Raw genomic sequence first — 16907 nt, 5'->3', positions numbered from 1 at the left:
GTCGGCGCGGTGCTCGGGCGGGCTCAGCCGTCCGTCCCGCGGGCGACCGGCACCCCGATCAGTGAGCCGTACTCGGCCCAGGAGCCGTCGTAGTTCCGCACGTCCGGCCAGCCCAGCAGTTCCCGCAGCACGAACCAGGTGTGCGCCGAGCGGGCGCCGACCCAGCAGTAGGTGAGGGTGCCGCGGGCCGGGTCCAGACCGGTGTAGCGGGCGAGGAGTTCCTCCTCGGAGCGGAAGGTGCCGTCGTCGCGGACGACCCCCTCCCAGGGGAGGTTGACCGCGCCGGGTACGTGCCCGGACCGCTGCGCCACCTCGTGGGGGTTGTTGCCCGGCGCGAACGCCGCACCGGCGAAGCCGGGCGCGAAGACCGTACCCGCGTACTCCTGAGGAGCCCGGACGTCGAGGATGTTGCGGACCCCGATGGCGGCGATCACGTCGTCGCGCAGCGCCCGGACGGAGGCGTCCTGCTCCCGGGCCCGGTACGCGGAGACCGGGCGCCGCGGCACCCGCGTCGTCATCGGGCGGCCGTCCAGCTCCCATCTGCGGCGCCCGCCGTCCAGCAGTTTCACCGACCGGTGCCCGTAGAGCGTGAAGTACCAGTACGCGAGCGCGGCCAGCAGATTGGCGTCGGCGGAGAACAGGACGACGGTGTCCTGCTCACGGATGCCGGTGCGCCGCATCAGCGCCTCGAACTCCGTCCGGCCGACGACGCCGAGCCGCAGTTCGTCCTGGAAGGCGCTCCAGTTGATCCAGACGGTGCCCGGCGGATGCCCCTCGCGGTACGCCGCGTCCTCGTTACCGGTCTCGACGAGGACCACCTCGTCGGACCCGAGGTGTTCCTCGGCCCATTCCGCCGTGACCAGGGCGGTGCGACGCGTCATGTTTCCTCCCGTGGTGACCGGTGTGGGTGGGCCGGCGGGCCGGGCGCGGGTGCCGAGGGGCGCCCGGCCCGCCGGTGGTGCTCAGGCCGACGGCGCGCCGGCCTCGGCCGCCTCCCCGGACACGCCGGACCGGGTGCCCGAACGGTCCCGGAACCACGCGTAGCAGCTGAGGAGGATGCCCAGGACGGTGACGGCGGCGCTGGTGAGGTAGACGGACTTCAGGCCCAGCCCGCTGTCGATGACCCGGCCGCCGAGCCAGCCGGCGAGGGCCGCGGCGAGCTGATAGGCGGAGGCGTTCACGGCGATGGCGAGGGTGGGCGCGGCACTGGCGGTGTTCAGGACGCGGGTCTGCATACCGGGGATGACGGAGAAGCCCAGCGCGCCGACCACGAAGACCATCACCGCGGTCAGCACGGTGTTGCCGCTGACCGCCCACATGGCCACCAGCGCCAGCGTGAGCAGCCCCAACAGCCCCACCTGCGACGGCATCAGCGCCCGGTCGGACAGCCAGCCGCCGACGAAGTTGCCGACCGCCGCGCCCACGCCGTAGACGAGCAGCAAGACCGCGACGGTCCCGGCGGCGAAGCCGGTGAGGTCGGTCAGGAGCGGGGCGAAGTAGGTGAAGACGATCAGCAGCCCCATGTTGGCGACCGCCGTGATGACGATGGCGAGTTGCAGGCTCGGGTTGCCGAACACCCGCAGTTCGGCGACGGCGGACCCCTGGGCACCGGCGTCCACGTCCGGGACGAGCCGCAGCACGAGCGCCAGCCCCAGCAGACAGACCGCCGCGATCGCGTAGAACGTGGCCCGCCAGCCGAAGTTGTTGCCGATGTAGGTGCCGATCGGCGCCCCCAGCATCATCGACAGGTTCATCCCGAAGACGAGCTTGGAGACGGTGGACGCCTGTTTGCCCTCCGGCGCCGTCGACGCCGCGATGACGATCGCGTTGGCGAAGAAGGTGGCTGTCACCAGCGCGGTCACCACCCGGGCCACGAACAGCACCGGATAGGCCGGGGCAAGGCCCGACGCGAGGTTGCCGACGACCACGATCACGAGGAGCGCCACGATCAGCGGTTTGCGCGCGTAGCGCGCGGTCAGCGCCGTCATCACCGGACCGCCGACGATCATGCCGATGGCGTACGCCGTGACCAGCAGCCCGGCGGAGGGGATGGACACGTCCAGGTCATGGGCGATGTCCGGCAGGATGCCGGCGATGACGAACTCGCCGGTCGTGATGCCGAACACGCACAGCATCAGGGTCATGAGCTTCAACGACATGGTGTCTCTTCTGTCGGGGGGATAGTTCTGCCGCTGCGGTGCCGCGCGGGGCCGCTACGGGGTCATCGGCGGGCCCGCGTAGCCGTACCCGTAGCGGGAGCCGAGCGCGATGATGTGCTCCAGGTCCGGGCCGCCCACGTCCTCGGTGGGCAGGGTCAGCGCCGTCGCGTGCGGCATCTCGGCGTCCAGGAACAGGTCGAACTGCGGTCTGCGGTCGGCCTGCGGGGTGGAGTGGATGGTCAGGAAGCGGGCGTTCGGCGAGGTCGTCACGAAGCCGTGGGGGACGGTGCGCGGCACGATCATTGTCGAACCGGCCTCGGCGACCTGCTCCTTGCCGCCGCAGACCATCCGCAGCGTGCCGTCGAGGACGACGAAGACCTCGTCCTCGAAGTCGTGGACGTGCACCGGCGTGGTGTAGCCGCGGTTGCCCGTGTGCTGCACGACGGTGAAGGCGTTCCCCGTCGCCGCGCCCGGCACCCGTATCTGCGCCAGCCCGCCGAGCAGCCAGACCGCGGTCTGCTCGGACTCGGGGATCAGCCGGCCGTGCTCGTCGTGGACCATGTCCGGGAATGTCATCGCTCTCCTTCTGACGGATCGGGTACGGGTACGGGCCGGGAGCCGGGCTGCTGTCACCCCGGCCGGGACTCGGCCGGGTGTGGCCGGGCCGCCGGGGGTTCGGGCGCGGGGCCGGGCCCCCGGTGCCGGGCGAGGAAGGCCGCCGCGCCCTCCGGGGTGGCGAGCGTGCGCCACATCCCGACCGGGTCGTGGAGCGAGCTGATGAAGGCGTCGGCCACCCGCGGGTCCCGCGCCGCCTCCGCGAACACCTCCGTCACCTGCGGCTCGGGCTCGGCGAGGAAGGCGTTGCTCCACGCCACGACGTGCCGGGCGTGGTCCCAGAGCGCGGCGGAGGCGGACCGGCAGAACTCCTCGCCGAGCGGCCCCGGCGCCGCAGCGATCAGCTCCGCCAGCGTGAACGCCGAGCGCGAACCGAGGTTGGCGCCCTGCGCGGTGAGCGGATCGTTGGTGATCCAGGCATCGCCGATCGCCAGCGCGCAGCGGTCGTCGCCGAGCGGCACCCACCCGCGGCGGACCACCGGCGTGATCCCGCCCCGGGCCACCTCCCCGGGCCCGATCAGCGAGAAGGCACCGGTGTCGGCCTGCTCCCGCAGCGAGGGCGCGTACTGCGCGACGAGGTCCAGCACCTGCCGGTGGAACGCCTTCGGATCGGCCTCCGGGTCCACCCGGCTGATCGCCTCCAGTGGCCCGCCGGGCACCGCCTCGATACCGAGGACGTCGGCCCGCCCGGCCGGGGTGTGGAACGGCATCCGCAGGATCTCCCCGGCCCCCGGCAGGAAGTGGATGTCCAGCGAGTGCGGCAGCGGCTCCGCGAACCCGAAGTACACACCGCTGCACAGCACACGCTGCGGCGTGGTGTACGGCGAGCGCTCGGGCACCGGCGGGAACAACTCCCGTACGGAGCGGCTGCCGTTCGCCACCACCGTCAGCTCGTGCCGCCGGGAGACCTCCGCGACCGTCGGCTCGCCCACCTCCAGCGCACCGCCGCGGTCGGTGAACGCGTTCAGCAGATGCGGCAGGTACAGGCGGAAGTCCACCACGCTGGACGGCGGGACGAGCCGGCCGGAGAACGCCGGCCGGGGCCCGGCGTCGTGCAGCGTGACCGACCAGTGGTGCACCTGCGCGTCCGGGAAGTCCCAGGCGGCCACGCCCAGCCGGCGTTCGCGCTCCTGGGTGGGGGCGAACCGGGCCGGGAAGCTGCGCGGCCGGCCTCCCCGCAGCCCGTCGGCGTCCTGCGGGGAGTAGACGGTCGCCGCCACCCCCAGCTGCTGGAGCCGTAGGGCGAGCTGGAGGCCGGAGATGCCAGCGCCGATGATGCCGACCCGTGTCATACCGCGCTCCCCTCGGGCGCGGCCGCCGTCCGCAGCCGTTCCGCGAGCCAGCCCACGGACTCCACCGTGTACCCGGCGGCCTCCGGGGAGGCCAGCGCCGACGCCGGGATCAGCATGGGGTGCCGCATCCCGGCGTCGAGGAGTTCCCGGATCCGCTTCAGCACCGTCTCCCGGCTGCCCACGAGCGCCTGCGCGGCGACGATCTCGTCCGGGACGGCGGCCATCGCGCTCGCCACCTCGGCCCGGGTCAGCCGGTGCGGCAGCAGCTCGGCCAGCCCCCGGTAGCCGTCCCCGAAGGGGTGCGCGGCGCCGTGCGCCCGCCAGGCCGCCGCGCCCGCGTGCAGCGCCATGAACCGCAGCGGCGCGGCGCGCAGCAGGGCGTGTGCCGCCGCGTCGGTCTCCGCCACCACGACGGGCACCCCGCCGGCGGGCACGATCGCGTCCGGATCGCGGCCCGCCGCCGTGGCCGCGGCCCGCACCACGGCCAGCTGCCGGGCGTACGCGTCCGGGGACATCAGCTCCGAGGGGAGCCACCCGTCCGCGTAGCGGCCGGCGAGCCGCAGCATCCGGTCGCGGTTGCCGCCGAGCCAGATCCGCGGGGTCCTGCCCTCGGGCGCGGGCAGCCCCATCAGCGCCTGGTCCAGGGTGAAGAACTCGCCCCGGAAGTCGTGCGGCCCCTCGCCGCCGAAGAACATCCGCAGGATCTGCAGCGCCTCCTCGACCCGGCTCACCTTCCGCTCGCGCGGCACGCCGTACGGCGCGAGGTTCTCCTCGGCGCCCGCGCCGATGCCCAGGACCGGGGCGCGGTCGGTGAGCTGGGCCAGGGTCAGCGCGGTCTGGGCCAGTACCGCCGGGTGGCGGCGGTGCGGGTCGGTGACGCCGACCGCGAGCCGCACCGGCCCGGCCTGGGGCGCGAAGTTGCCCAGCACGGTGGCGAAGTCCAGGCACCGGTCCGGGGTCGGCATCGCCTCCGCCTGGTAGCTGAAACCGGTGTCCCACGCCTGCCGGGGGAAGACGTTGATCAGGTGGTCGAAGACCAGGAAGGTGTCCAGTCCGGCGCCGCGCGCGACCTCCAGGAGCCCGCGACCGCCGGCGATGTCCCCGACCGCGTCCCAGACCAGGCCGACCTCGACGTTCATACCCCGCTCCTCACTGTCCGCGACTGTGACCGTGCGATGAACTCCTCGACCCGCTCGGGTGCGCTGACCACCCGCCACATGGCGTCCGGCCGGTCGAGGTTGGCGACGAACGCGTCCGCCACCCGCTGATCGCCCGCCGCCGCCGTCAGCAACGCCGCCACCTGGGGCTGCGGGGTACCGATGAAGAGATTCGTCCAGTCGACGACGGGCCGGGCCGTGGCCCACATCCGCTCCGAGACCGCGCGGCAGAACTCCCCGTCGTACGCGCCCCGATGGTCGCGCAGCTCGTCCGCGAGCTGGAAGGCCAGCTTCGAGCCGAGATTGGCGCCCTGTGCCGTCAGCGGATCGTTGGTGATCCACGCGTCGCCGATCGCCAGTGCGTGGCCGCCGCCGTCCAGCTCGGCCCAGCCGCGCCGGACGACCGGGGTGAGAGCGCCCTGGAGCATGTCCACCGGCCGGGCCAGGGCGAACGTCCGCGCGTCGACGCGCTCCCGCAGCAGCGGCGCATGCCGGGTGATCAGCTTCAGCACCTCCCGGGTGAACCCCTCCGGATCGTTCCGGTGGCCGTCGGTGACCGCGGCGAACGGCCCCTCGGGCACCGCCTCGATCAGCACGGCGGTCACCGGACCGGAGAACGAGTGGTAGGCCGGGGCGTGGATCTCGCCCGCGCCCGGGACCATGTGCATCGTCATCCCCGGCGGATCGGCCGGCGCGATGCCGTGGAAGAGCCCGCCCGCCAGCAGCCGCGGTGCGGTGCGGTACGGGGAGCGGTCCGGGTCCCGGCCGAACACCTCGGCCGGAGCGGACCGGCCGGCCGCGACCACCAGCAGATCGTGGTCGCCGGCCGTCCGCGCCAGCTCCGTCCCGCCCCCGAGCCGCCGCAGCACGGTGTCACCGCCACGCCCGGTGTACGTCTCCAGCAGTTCGGCCAGGTACATCCGGAAATCGACGGAACTGGCCGGTGCGGGCAGCCGGCCCCGCAGCACGAACCCGCCGGGACCCTCGACGCTCATGTGCATCCAGGCGTTGTCGTACGCGGCGGACAGCCACCGGGTGACGCCGAGGGCCTTCTCCCGCCTCCTGGTGGAGTCGAAACGGGTGACGAAATTCAGCGGCGGACCGCTGCGTATTCCGTCCGGCTCCTGGGCCGTGTACAGCGTGGTCGCGATACCGAACTGCTGCAGCCGAAGTGCCAGGTGCAGGCCGGAGATTCCGGCACCCACAATGCCAATGCTCATTCTTTCGCTCCACCGGTGCGGGGACGGGAAAAGGTCCTGTGCGCGTCTTCAGATGACTTCGACCCGCTGAAGGTGCCGGTTCGTCGGGCCGGTGAACGCGTTACGGCCGTGGACCAGCGCGTAGTTGTCGGCGATCACGATGTCCCCCGCCTGCCAGTCGTGGGCGTAGCAGTACTCGGGGCGGTGCAGCCGCTCCGCCATCGAGGCGAGGAATTCCTCGGCGTCCGCCGAATCGAATCCGTCGACCCGGACCCGGACCGGATTCTTGTACAGCTCCGGGTCCAGGGGTTCGGCGAAGCGCAGTACCGGCACACCGGTCGCCGGATGCTGGGAGACGAGCCGTTCGGTGACCTCACCGCCGTAATGGGCGAGTTTCTCGGTGGTGTAGGTCAGGCTGAGGGTGCCCCACTGCGCGCGCAGTTCCGGATCGGCGTCCCGGTACGCCGCGGTGGTGTCCGAGAAGACCGTCTCCCCGCCGGCGCCGGGTGTGGCGTCCAGGCACTGGAAGAAGAAGTACCGCGGATCGGCGTCCACGAAGGCGCCGTCCCAATGGAACGGCACATCGCCGCTGGCGAAGAGGTAGTTCTTCGGATTCTCCTCGACGACCAGGTCGATGACCTCGCCCGGCTCCCATTTCAGTACCTCGCCCCAGCGGCGGCAGTACGCCGCGAATTCCTCTCTCTCCAGAAGGTCGAAACCGCGCAGTACCAGTACGCGCGATTCCTCGGTCCACCTGGCGAGCACCTCGACCGGAATGTCGCCGAGGCGCACACCGCCGGGAGATTCCACGACCCGGCCGAAGGGCCGCAGCGGAGTGTGGACCAACCCGCTGTGCGATGCCGTCGGATGTGTCATGTCACGAAGCCCTTTCCGGTGTGCCCGCGGAGAGATGCGGGGCGATGAAGTGGCTCGGCCGGCCGTCCCGCCACACGACGGTGGCGTTGAGTTTCTCGGCGTCCCAGCGTTTGACGAGGGAACAGGTCACCCCGTCGTCGAGGACCACGCCGTGCCAGGGGGTGAGCCAGCCGTCCCTGGTCGGCATGAGCTGGAGCCCGAGCTTTTCCGAGTGCGGCGGCTGCGGGTGTATCGACAGGCGTATCGCCCGGGGAAACTTCTCGGCCACCAACCGGCTCCACGCGTTACTGCGGAGAATGGTCCGGTACGCCGTCTCCTTCGAGTCGTTGCGGAGTTTCGTCCGGGACGCCGATTCGCCGCGCCGGGCCACCGCGTCCTCGAACATGAACCGGTGGATCCCGTTGAACAGTGAGCGGGTCCTGCGGTCGCTGCGGACCTTCTGGTGCAACTCTTCGAGAGGGGCGGAGTAGTCGTCCTCCAGGACCTTCCGCATCCCTGGATAGTCCATGCCGCCGAGCGCGTCGTTCAGTCCGAACATCTCGATCCCGGAACAGCGGGCGGTGCCGATCATCTCCGTCAGCGATTCCCGGTATTCGGTCACCGTGGTGTCGCCGACGCCGACCACATCGCCGAAGACATGGCCGTCCGAGCAGATCGTGACCCGGGCGCCGGGACGGTAGAAGTGGCCGACGTAGTCGCACAGCGACTGCAGGAATCCCAGCGCCAGATGCTCACCGAGGTCCGGGAGGGCACCGAGCACCTTGCTGCGGTTCGGAGATTTCGCCGGGAAAGCCGGGACCACGAAGTGGATCGGCTCATCGCGTCCGATGAAATACTCCATTCTTCTCCGATGTACCTCGCAACACGCCAGACAGGGCTCGTCCGCGGAGTCGCCTTCCGCTTCGACCAGGGATTCGTCCATACGCCGGTACCGGTACAGGAGTTCCAGGACCCGCTGGGAAACCTGCGTGGAAGTCGGCGCCTCCATCGTGGTGTCGTTCACCGTTCCTCCGAGAAATCTGGATGGCTCGGTCCGCGCCCGGTCACGGCCGGGCGCCGGGCAGAGCGAATTCGTCCGACACTCTCTGGAGGGGATGCGTTCCGGCATCCCCGTGACCGCTGCCGGCCACTGGTACGGAGCAGGACGCGAGGAGGGCAACGGAGGGGCAGGACCCGTACTTCGCGCGCCAGGCGCGGTGCTGCGTTCCCCCGACGTTCTGGACGCAAAGATTCCACCAGTTCGGCGGAGCTTCTCTACGGCAACGGAAATCCCCCGCGTTCGGCTCGACGATTGCTCCCGGATGAGGTGCCCGGGAGCACTTCCGCAGACCTGCGGGCAGATTCGGTCAAGAGGAGGGCAGGACGCAAGAATTCCGGAACCCTCTCACTCAGCGGCTTCTTTCCCCCGCAGCACGCTGAAGCGAAGTCAGCTTCTCCCTCCGGCGCGGCGCCACGCAAGCATTCATCGATTAACATCCCTGATGGATGACGGCGGGCCGCCCATTGATCAATGAGAGGGAATTCGTCCATGGCTGGTGTCTACGATCCGACGGTCCAGCAACTGCGGTCACTGCTGACGCTGGCCGAAGAGCTGCACTTCGGCCGGGCCGCGGCGCGGCTCTACCTCACCCAGCCCGCCCTCAGCCTCCAGATCCGGACACTGGAGCGCCGGCTGGGCGTCCGGCTGTTCGCCCGCACCAGCCGCCGGGTGGAGGTGACCCCCGTGGGCCGGGCGCTGCTGCCCCTGGTGCGGAACATCGTCGGTGCGACCGACGAACTCCGCGACGCGGCGCTCTCCTCGGCTGCCGCGGGCGACACGCTGCGGCTGCGGGTGGGCCTGACCGACTGCGCCACCGCGCTCGCCCCCACCCGCCGGGTGATCGCCGCCCTCACCGCCCTGTACCCCGGCCTGGAGATCGACCTGCGCGTGGTGGACCTGGTCGAGCAGGCGACCGGGCTGGCCACCGGCCGGATCGACGCGGCCTTCGTCTATCTGCCGGTCGACGACGGCTTCCACGTCCACCCGCTCACCACGGAGCCACGCGTGGCGTGTTTATCGAGCGCCGACCCGCTGGCCGGGCGCGCCTCGCTCACCCTCGCGGACCTCGCCGACCGCCCCATGGTGAGCCTGACCCCGGAGACCTCCCGGACCGGCCGCGCCTTCTGGGCGGCGGACCCGCGCCCCGACGGCGCCCCGGTGCGCTACACCGACCATCACGTCACCCGCGTCGAATCCCTCCTCTCCGCGGTGTCCTTCGACGGCGCCTGCGCCTTCCTCCCCGCCGTCGCCGCCGAGCTGTACCCCCGCCCCGACGTCCGCTACCTCCCCGTCACCGACCTGGTGCCGTGCACGTTCGGCCTCGCCCGGCCCGCGGCGGACCACGACACCCCGCGGTCCGCCCTCCTCGAACGGGCCTGCCGCCGCGCCTGCGAGGAGGCGCCGCCCTCGGATGCGCTCCCGGCCCCGGACCACCGGCCGCGCCCCGCCGCCCCGGACGCCCCGGACGCACCCGGCGACGGTGCCCCCGAGGAATCCGCCGCCCCGCCCCGCACCGTCCTCGCCCACCGGTGACCGGCCGCCGACCCGCGGTACATCCCGGTGTCCGCCCGTGCCCCGACTCGCTCCACCGGCACGGGAGTTGACGCCGCGCTCCGTCGCCCGCCCCGCCCGCCGCGGGCTTCCCGGGAAACCCCCGCCCGCCTCCCCGGAGGGAATACGCTGGGGTCACAGGGGTGTGGGAGCGGCAGGAGGGAACGCCGGTGAACGACCGCCGGACGCGGGAGCCCGCGGACGTACACAACACGGTGGCGACCGGCGCGGTGGTCACCGGGCCGGTCATCCAGGCGGGCCGGATCGAACGGCTCGAAGTGGCGCCCGCCGCACCGTCCTGGGTGCCCCGCCAGGTGCCACCGCCCCATCAGGGCTTCGTCAACCGCCGCAGCGAGCTGGCGGAGCTGCGCCGCGCCGCGGCCGTCCGGGAGAACGACGCGGGACGGCCGGCGGAGCCCGCGCCGGTGATCGTGGTGACGGGCCTGGGCGGCGTCGGCAAGACCCAGCTCGTCTCCCAGTGGGTCGCCCGCGACCTCGGCGAACGCTGCCCCGGCCCGCAGCTCTACGTCGACCTCGCGGATCTGCGGCGGGACGGCGGCGTCCACGTCGCGGACGTCCTCGGCGGCTTCCTGCACGCGCTCGGTGTCCCGCCCGACTTCATCCCCGCCGGGCTCGGCCCCCGTACGGCGCTGTTCCGCAGCGCCACCGCCGGGGGCCGGGTGCTGGTGGTGATCGACAACGCGCAGCACGCCGCCGAGGTCCGCCCCCTCGTGCCCACCTCCGGACTGGCCGTGGTCACCAGCCGCGCCCGGATGCCGGGCCTCCAGATGGACGGCGCCGCGCACGTCGTCGTGGATCCGCTGGACGAGGCGGCCGGCATCCAACTGATCCACGGCTGGCGGATCGCCGCCTCTGAGAGTGCCGCCGCCGAACTGGTGCGCCGGTGCGGCGGACTGCCGCTCGCCCTGCGCGCCGCGGGGGAGTGGCTGGCGGGCCGCCCCCACCTCCAGGTCGGCGACGCCGTACGCCGCCTCGGCGCCGGACAGCAGCCGCCCACCGGACCGGGCGGCGACGACGGCGGATCCGCGGCCGGAGACCTGACGAGGACGGTGAACAGAGTGTTCGACTCCGTACTGGGTGAACTGTCCGACGACACCCGGCGGGTCTACCGGCTGCTCGGCGCCCTGCCGGGCACCACCTTCGTCCGCGCCGTCGTCACCGCCACCGGCGCCCCCGGCGTCGACGACGCGCTGGGCGACCTCCTCACCTCCCACCTCGTCGTCCCCGCCGACCCGGACGGCCGCGCCGCCGGACCGCGCCGCTTCCGCATGCACGACCTGGCCCGCAGCCACGCCCGCGGGCTGGCCGGGGAGTTGCCCACCGAAGAGGTCCGCACGGTCCGCCGGGCGGTGACCGACTTCTACGTGGCCGCCGCCTCCCACGCCGACCGCGCCGTCTCGCCCGGCCGCTTCCGTATCCAGGAGGCCCCCGGCCGGACCCCGGAGGAACTGACCGCCGGCGAACCGCTGTTCACCGGCAAGGCGCAGGCCCTGGACTGGCTGGACGCCGAGCGAGGCAATCTGCTGGCCGTGATGCGGATGGCCGAGCGGGAGCGCTGGTACGACGCCGTCTGGCGGCTGTGCGAATCGCTCTGGCCGCTCTACCACGACCGCAAGCACCACGCCGACTCCATCGAGGCGCACCACCTGGGCATCGAGGCCGCCCAGTGGGAGCAGCGGCCCGGCGTCGAGGTCCGGATGCGCAACCAACTCGCGCGCGCCCACCACGAGTTGGGGGAGTACGAGGAGGCGGAGCGGGAGCTGGCCCGTGCCCTGCCGCTGGCCGACGCCGACCCCGACACCCGGGTGCGCGGTGTGATCCTGGAGAGCCAGGGGCTGGTGGCGCTCGCCCGCGGCCGGTGGGAGGCGGCCCTCGGCCTCTTCGGTGAGGCCCTGACGGCCAACGCCGGTGACCCGCACGGCACCGTCGTCCAGCGCTACAACCTCGCCCAGGCGCACCTCGCGGGCGAGCAGTGGCAGCGGGCCCTCGACGTCCTCGCGCCGGCCTGGGAGACCGCCGTGGGCACCGATGACGCCCCGATGCTGCCCGGCCTCGCGCTCGTCCGCTCCCGGGCGCGGGAAGGTCTCGGGCAGCTCGACCGGGCGGTGGACGACGCGGTGCTCGCCGCCGAGAAGGCCCTGGAGGTACGGCGCACCGCCAAGCTCCACGACGCGCTGGAACGGCTCGCCCACCTCGCCGCGCGGACCGGTGACACCCGGCTCGGGACCGCCTGCCGCGACCAGATGGCACGGCTGCACCGCCGGGCGGACGACCGCCCGCCGACCGGCTGACCCGCCGCCCGCCCCGTCCCGCCCCGGCGTGATCCCCGCGCCCGCCCGCCGTAGCCCCGGAGTGACCGTTGTCCCTGCTGCCCAGACGACTGCTGCCCGTGCCCGCGCACCGGTCCCGGCAGCACGCACGGCGTCTGCTGCCCCGCTGGAACACGCTGTCCCCGGCCCGCGCCCACGTCCTCGGCGTCGCCCGCACCCTCACCTCCGCGACCCGGCTGCTGGACGTCCTCCCGCTGCTGCTGCGCGAGGACGGCATCGAGACCTACTACACCGTCAACCCCGGCTCCGCCTTCGACGCCGGACTCGACACCTACCTCGACACCCTCGGCCTCGGCGACCGCCTGCTGACCTGGCAGGAGGCGCTGCGCCGCCCCTTCGACCTGGCAGTTGCCTGCTCCCTGCACCGCTCCATGCGCCATCTCCACGCCCCGCTGATGGTGATGCCGCACGGCGCCGGGTACAACCGCCTGGTGACGGAGTCGACCGGCGACGACGCCGCGCCCGTCGGCCTCTCCCGGTACGAACTCATGGCCCGCGGCAAGCTCGTCCCCGCCGCGATCGGCGTCTCCCACGAGGAGCAGTTGACCCGCCTGGCCCGCATCTGCCCCGAGGCGGTGCCGCGCGCCGCCGTCATCGGCGACCGCTGCATGGACCGCATCCGCCGCAGCCTCCCGCTGCGGGACCACTACCGCGCCCGGCTCGGCGTCAGCGGCGGCCGCCGGCTGGTCGCCCTGCACTCCACCTGGAGCGAGCACTCCCTGCTGGGCCGCCACCCCGACCTCCCGCTCCGGCTGGTCACCGCGCTCCCGGCGGACGAGTTCGCCGTCGCCGCCGTACTGCACCCCAACGTCTGGGCCCGGCACAGCCCCGCGGGCGTCCTGGAACACCTCGGCCCGGCGATGGCCGCCGGACTCCTCGTCATCCCGCCGCAGGAGGGCTGGCGCGCGACGATCGTCGCCAGCGATCTCGTCGTCGGGGACCACGGCAGCACCTCCCTGTACTCCGCGGCCGCGGAACGCGCCGTCCTCCTCGCCGCCACCGGTCTGGACGAGCTGGACCCGGACTCCCCGACCGCCGAGTTCGGCCGCAGCGCCGTCCGCCTCGACCCCGCCGGTGACCTCCTCGCCCAGTTGCGCGAGGCCGCGGAGAGCTACGACCCGGCGCTGCTGGAGCCCGTCATCGAGCGGCAGTTGGGCGCCCCGCACCGCTCCGGCGAGCTGCTGCAACGCCAGATGTACGGCTTCCTCGCCCACCGGGGCATCGCGGGGCCGAGCCATACGCCCGCGCCCGAGCCGGTGCCCGCGCCGGAGCCGGTCGAGCACCCTCCGCCGACCACGTTCGACGTGACGGGGACGGCCCATCCGGACGGCGCGGTGGATCTGCGGCGCCATCCGGTCGTCGCCCGGCACCACGAGGCCGCCCGCGGCTTCTACGCCGTCGCGGCGGAGGAGACCAACCTGCGCTGGCGGCAGAGCGCGGAGGTACTGGCCCGCGCCACCGCCGACGCCGAACTCGGCCCCCTGGACTGGGCCGCGCAGCAGGCCGAGCGGCTCCCGGGCCTCGGGGTGCTCGCCGCCGCGCTGGCCGAGGACCGGTGCCTGGTGCGGCTGCGGAACGGACTGCTGCTGGAGGCGGTGGCCGAACGCCCCTGGGGCACCCCGCGCCCCCGGCTCGACCCGCTGCTGCTGGGCGCCGCCGTGAACCTCTGGCTGACCAGCGGCGCCGACCCGTCCACCCTCCGCGACGGCCTGCTCATCCGCACCGGCAACCGCCACGTCCGGGTGAACTTCGACCCCGGCCCGTAGACCCCGGCACCGCTTCCCCGACTTCTGACTCTCCGTCACCTGAACGGGCGCGCGGGCGTCACGCACCCGGGTACGGGGCGTGTGTGACGCTACGTCAATCCTCCTTCTCCACACGCCACTTCTGAATGGGTGAGTGCGCTTGCGGGTCCGCCCCCCGCCCCCTGTCCGGTCCTCCCGGCGGCGTGGCGTGCGCGGACAGTCGCCGCTCTCCCGGCACCCGCCCTGAGCCCCCTCCGGCACCGGTCACCGTAAGGAATGTTTCCGCACCCCTTATGGGAACGGCGATTCGTACCCCTTCGAGCGGGCGTCCGGTCGGTGCCCCCGTACGGAGGTGGCGGAGGGTGGCGAAAGGTGCAAGGTGGTCCGGACCCCACCCCGGTAACAACTACCGTGCGTGCTTTGCGAACTGCCGATGGCCGATCCGGAGGGCACGATGCCTACCGCACTTCCCCAGGGGCGCCAGACGTCCCAGGAAACGGGGTCCCACGGACCCGAGCCTTCCCCGGGGGCCGCCGCCGTACCCGCCGGGGTGCGGCGGCGGGACCGCGAGGGCGGCCGACACGGACGGGCCGCCTTCCCCGGCTCGGCCGCCGATGCGGTGATACGGGCCAGGCTGGTCCGCATCGCCGTCGTCCCCTGCGCCGTCGCCACCGCGGTCTGCGCGGCGGCCGTCGTCTGCCTCCTCCAGACCGGCGCCGCCGCCCTCTCCGGCCGCGCCTGGCCGGTGCTGCTCGCCGCACTGGTGCTGATCTGCGCGGTCGCGGTCGCGGCGGGCGCCGCGGCCACCTCCGAGGCGCGCGCCACCGCCGACCGCTGCACCGCGCTGCGCCGCCGCTGCGCACGCGACCGGGCGGAACTCCAGGCCCTCGTGGACCGGGTGCGCCAGGGCGAACGCCCCGCACACCACGCGGCCGAACCGGCGGCGGCGCCCGACGGGGACGCCCTCGACCTGCTCGCCCACGAGATGGCGGCGGCCGGGGACGCCGCCTCGGCGGCCGTCGCCGAGGCCGTCGAACTCACCCGGAGCACCGCCGCCGGGGAGCAGAAGGTCGAGGTCTTCGTCAACCTCGCCCGGCGCCTGCAGTCCCTGGTGCACCGCGAGATCGAGCTGCTGGACGACCTGGAGAACCAGGTCGAGGACCCGGACCTGCTCAAGGGCCTCTTCCACGTCGACCACCTCGCCACCCGCACCCGGCGGCACGCGGAGAATCTCGCCGTCCTCGGCGGCGCCCTCTCCCGCCGTCAGTGGAGCCGCCCGGTCGCCATGACGGAGGTGCTGCGGTCGGCCATCGCGGAGGTCGAGCAGTACCCGCGGATCAAGCTCGTCCCGCAGATCGAGGGGACGCTGCGCGGCCACGCCGTCGCCGACGTCATCCACCTGCTCGCCGAACTCGTCGAGAACGCCTCGGTCTACTCCGACCCGCAGACCCACGTCCTGCTGCGCGCCCAGCTCGTCACCGCGGGGCTCGCCGTCGAGGTCGAGGACCGGGGCCTGGGCATGACACCGGAGGAGCGGACCCGGATGAACGGGCTGCTCGCCGACCCCGACCACGTCGACATGGACGAACTGCTGGCCGACGGCCGGATCGGACTGTTCGTCGTCTCCTCGCTCGCCCGGCGCCACGGCATCGCGGTCCGCCTGGAGAGCAACATCTACGGTGGCGTGCAGGCCGTTCTGGTCCTCCCGCGCGACCTGCTCGGACCGGAGTGCCAGGACGCCGGGGCGCTCGACGGCGCCGTGCCCGGCGCCCGCGACGGCCACACGCCCGGCCCGTCCACCGGCGAACTCCCCGCCGTGACCGGACCGGACCGTCTGCCGGGGCCTGACCGCGTCCGCGGACCGGACCGTGCTCCCGGACCCGACCGCGGGTACGGCGCGACCGCCCCGGAGGGGCCGTACGCCCCACCGGGCACGGCGTCCGGACCGGCCGCGGAGTTCCCGGCCATCCCGGCGGCACGCGGACCCCTCCCCACGCCGGGGACGGCCCCCCGTACGGGCGCGCCGGGCCCGGCCGCGTCGCCGGAGGACGCCCCGGCCGACGGGAGCGGCGCGCGGCCCACCACCGGCGCGGCCCCGCCGGAGCATGCCGCCGGTGAGCCGTCCGAGGCGCGGGCCGCCGGGCCCCGGCCGTCCCTGCCGCGCCGCCGGCGTCAGGAACACCTGGTGCCCGAATTGCGCGGTGAACCGATCCTGCGGCCCACCGCGGACCGCGCCGGATCCCAACCGGAGCACGACCCGGGGCTGATGGCCGCCTTCCGGCGCGGCATCAGCCTCTCCGACGACGCCTTCGAAGCCGGGCACTCGGCCGGGGGCGACGCCTTCCGCCCCACCCTGAGCCCGGCCTTCGACGGGCCGGACACCACCGACCCCCGCCCCACCGACCCCGAGGCCCCGACGGCCCGCCCCCGAGGAGACGAGCCCCATCATGGTGAGTGATCTGCACACACCGGTCCACACCCCGGCGCACCCCCAGGCGCACACCCCGCTGCACACCGGTCCGCAACCTGACCTCTCCTGGCTGCTGACCGGCCTCGTCCAGCGCGTCCCGCACGCCCGCAGCGCGCTCCTGCTGTCCTCCGACGGTCTGGTCAAAGCCGCCCACGGCTTCGACCCCGACAGCGCCGACCACCTCGCGGCCCTCTCCTGCGGCCTCTACTCCCTGGCCCGCAGCGCCGGGGTCCGCTTCGGCGAGGGCGACGACGTCCTCCAGGTCGTCGTCGAGCTGGAGTCCACCTTCCTCTTCGTCTCCACCGCCGGATCGGGCACCTGCCTGGCCGTCATCGCCGGCCGCGAAGCCGACGTGGCGGTGCTCGGCTACGAGATGGGGATGCTGGTCAAGAGCGTCCGCCCGTACCTGATCACCCCCGCGCGGCGGCAGATGCCGGCGGGTGGACGCTGACG

At 73.5% G+C, this 16907-nt stretch carries 13 protein-coding genes; 5 read left to right on the top strand and 8 right to left on the bottom strand.

The genetic code is table 11. The features are described 5' to 3' along the window. Window positions 1–23: 23 nt before the first annotated feature. The 8 genes from ACGH2B_RS02490 to ACGH2B_RS02455 all read right to left on the bottom strand — a co-directional run bounded on the left by ACGH2B_RS02490 (window position 24) and on the right by ACGH2B_RS02455 (window position 8139). The gene (locus tag ACGH2B_RS02490; RefSeq protein WP_399083329.1) at window positions 24–881 is read right to left on the bottom strand and encodes a sulfurtransferase; all 858 of its coding nucleotides are present in this window, start codon (window positions 879–881) and stop codon (window positions 24–26) included. An 81-nt stretch (window positions 882–962) separates the two neighbouring features. Then, a complete protein-coding gene (locus tag ACGH2B_RS02485) occupies window positions 963–2159 on the bottom strand; it encodes an MFS transporter (RefSeq protein ID WP_399083326.1) in 1197 nt (398 codons plus the stop codon). 54 nt (window positions 2160–2213) lie between these two features. Then, a complete protein-coding gene (locus ACGH2B_RS02480; RefSeq protein WP_399083323.1) occupies window positions 2214–2735 on the bottom strand; it encodes a cupin domain-containing protein in 522 nt (173 codons plus the stop codon). A gap of 53 nt (window positions 2736–2788) precedes the next feature. Beyond that, entirely contained in the window at window positions 2789–4066 is a 1278-nt protein-coding gene (locus tag ACGH2B_RS02475) for a styrene monooxygenase/indole monooxygenase family protein (protein WP_399083320.1), read from the bottom strand. Further along, complete coding sequence (locus ACGH2B_RS02470; RefSeq protein ID WP_399083317.1) at window positions 4063–5205, bottom strand: LLM class flavin-dependent oxidoreductase; 1143 nt, start codon at window positions 5203–5205, stop codon at window positions 4063–4065. Before ACGH2B_RS02470 ends, ACGH2B_RS02475 begins: the two co-directional genes overlap by 4 nt. After that, complete coding sequence (locus tag ACGH2B_RS02465) at window positions 5202–6443, bottom strand: styrene monooxygenase/indole monooxygenase family protein (RefSeq protein ID WP_399083315.1); 1242 nt, start codon at window positions 6441–6443, stop codon at window positions 5202–5204. The genes ACGH2B_RS02470 and ACGH2B_RS02465 overlap by 4 nt, the downstream gene beginning before the upstream one ends. A gap of 48 nt (window positions 6444–6491) precedes the next feature. After that, complete coding sequence (locus ACGH2B_RS02460; protein WP_399083312.1) at window positions 6492–7298, bottom strand: TauD/TfdA dioxygenase family protein; 807 nt, start codon at window positions 7296–7298, stop codon at window positions 6492–6494. 1 nt (window position 7299) lies between these two features. Continuing rightward, window positions 7300–8139 (bottom strand): L-tyrosine/L-tryptophan isonitrile synthase family protein, encoded by an 840-nt coding sequence (locus ACGH2B_RS02455; RefSeq protein WP_399083309.1) that lies wholly within the window; start codon window positions 8137–8139, stop codon window positions 7300–7302. Between the two features lie 687 nt (window positions 8140–8826). Here ACGH2B_RS02455 and ACGH2B_RS02450 point away from each other — a divergent pair. The 5 genes from ACGH2B_RS02450 (at window position 8827) to ACGH2B_RS02430 (ending at window position 16905) form a co-directional block, all read left to right on the top strand. Next, window positions 8827–9870, top strand: a complete 1044-nt coding sequence (locus ACGH2B_RS02450; protein ID WP_399083306.1) for a LysR family transcriptional regulator — start codon at window positions 8827–8829, stop codon at window positions 9868–9870. 188 nt (window positions 9871–10058) lie between these two features. After that, on the top strand, window positions 10059–12200 hold the full coding sequence (locus ACGH2B_RS02445) for a tetratricopeptide repeat protein (protein ID WP_399083303.1): 2142 nt from the start codon (window positions 10059–10061) through the stop codon (window positions 12198–12200). Between the two features lie 68 nt (window positions 12201–12268). Continuing rightward, entirely contained in the window at window positions 12269–14005 is a 1737-nt protein-coding gene (locus tag ACGH2B_RS02440) for a hypothetical protein (RefSeq protein WP_399083300.1), read from the top strand. Between the two features lie 433 nt (window positions 14006–14438). Then, window positions 14439–16442, top strand: coding sequence for an ATP-binding protein (locus ACGH2B_RS02435; protein ID WP_399083297.1), 2004 nt, complete (start codon window positions 14439–14441; stop codon window positions 16440–16442). Next, complete coding sequence (locus ACGH2B_RS02430; RefSeq protein WP_399083294.1) at window positions 16432–16905, top strand: roadblock/LC7 domain-containing protein; 474 nt, start codon at window positions 16432–16434, stop codon at window positions 16903–16905. The genes ACGH2B_RS02435 and ACGH2B_RS02430 overlap by 11 nt, the downstream gene beginning before the upstream one ends. The last annotated feature ends 2 nt before the right edge of the window (window positions 16906–16907 follow it).

Origin of the sequence: Streptomyces sp. BBFR2 (assembly GCF_044497305.1) — a bacterium.
Classification (GTDB): Bacteria; Actinomycetota; Actinomycetes; order Streptomycetales; family Streptomycetaceae; genus Streptomyces.
Note: the sequence above shows the minus strand (reverse complement) of the source record. Positions and strands in the feature narration are given on the sequence as shown.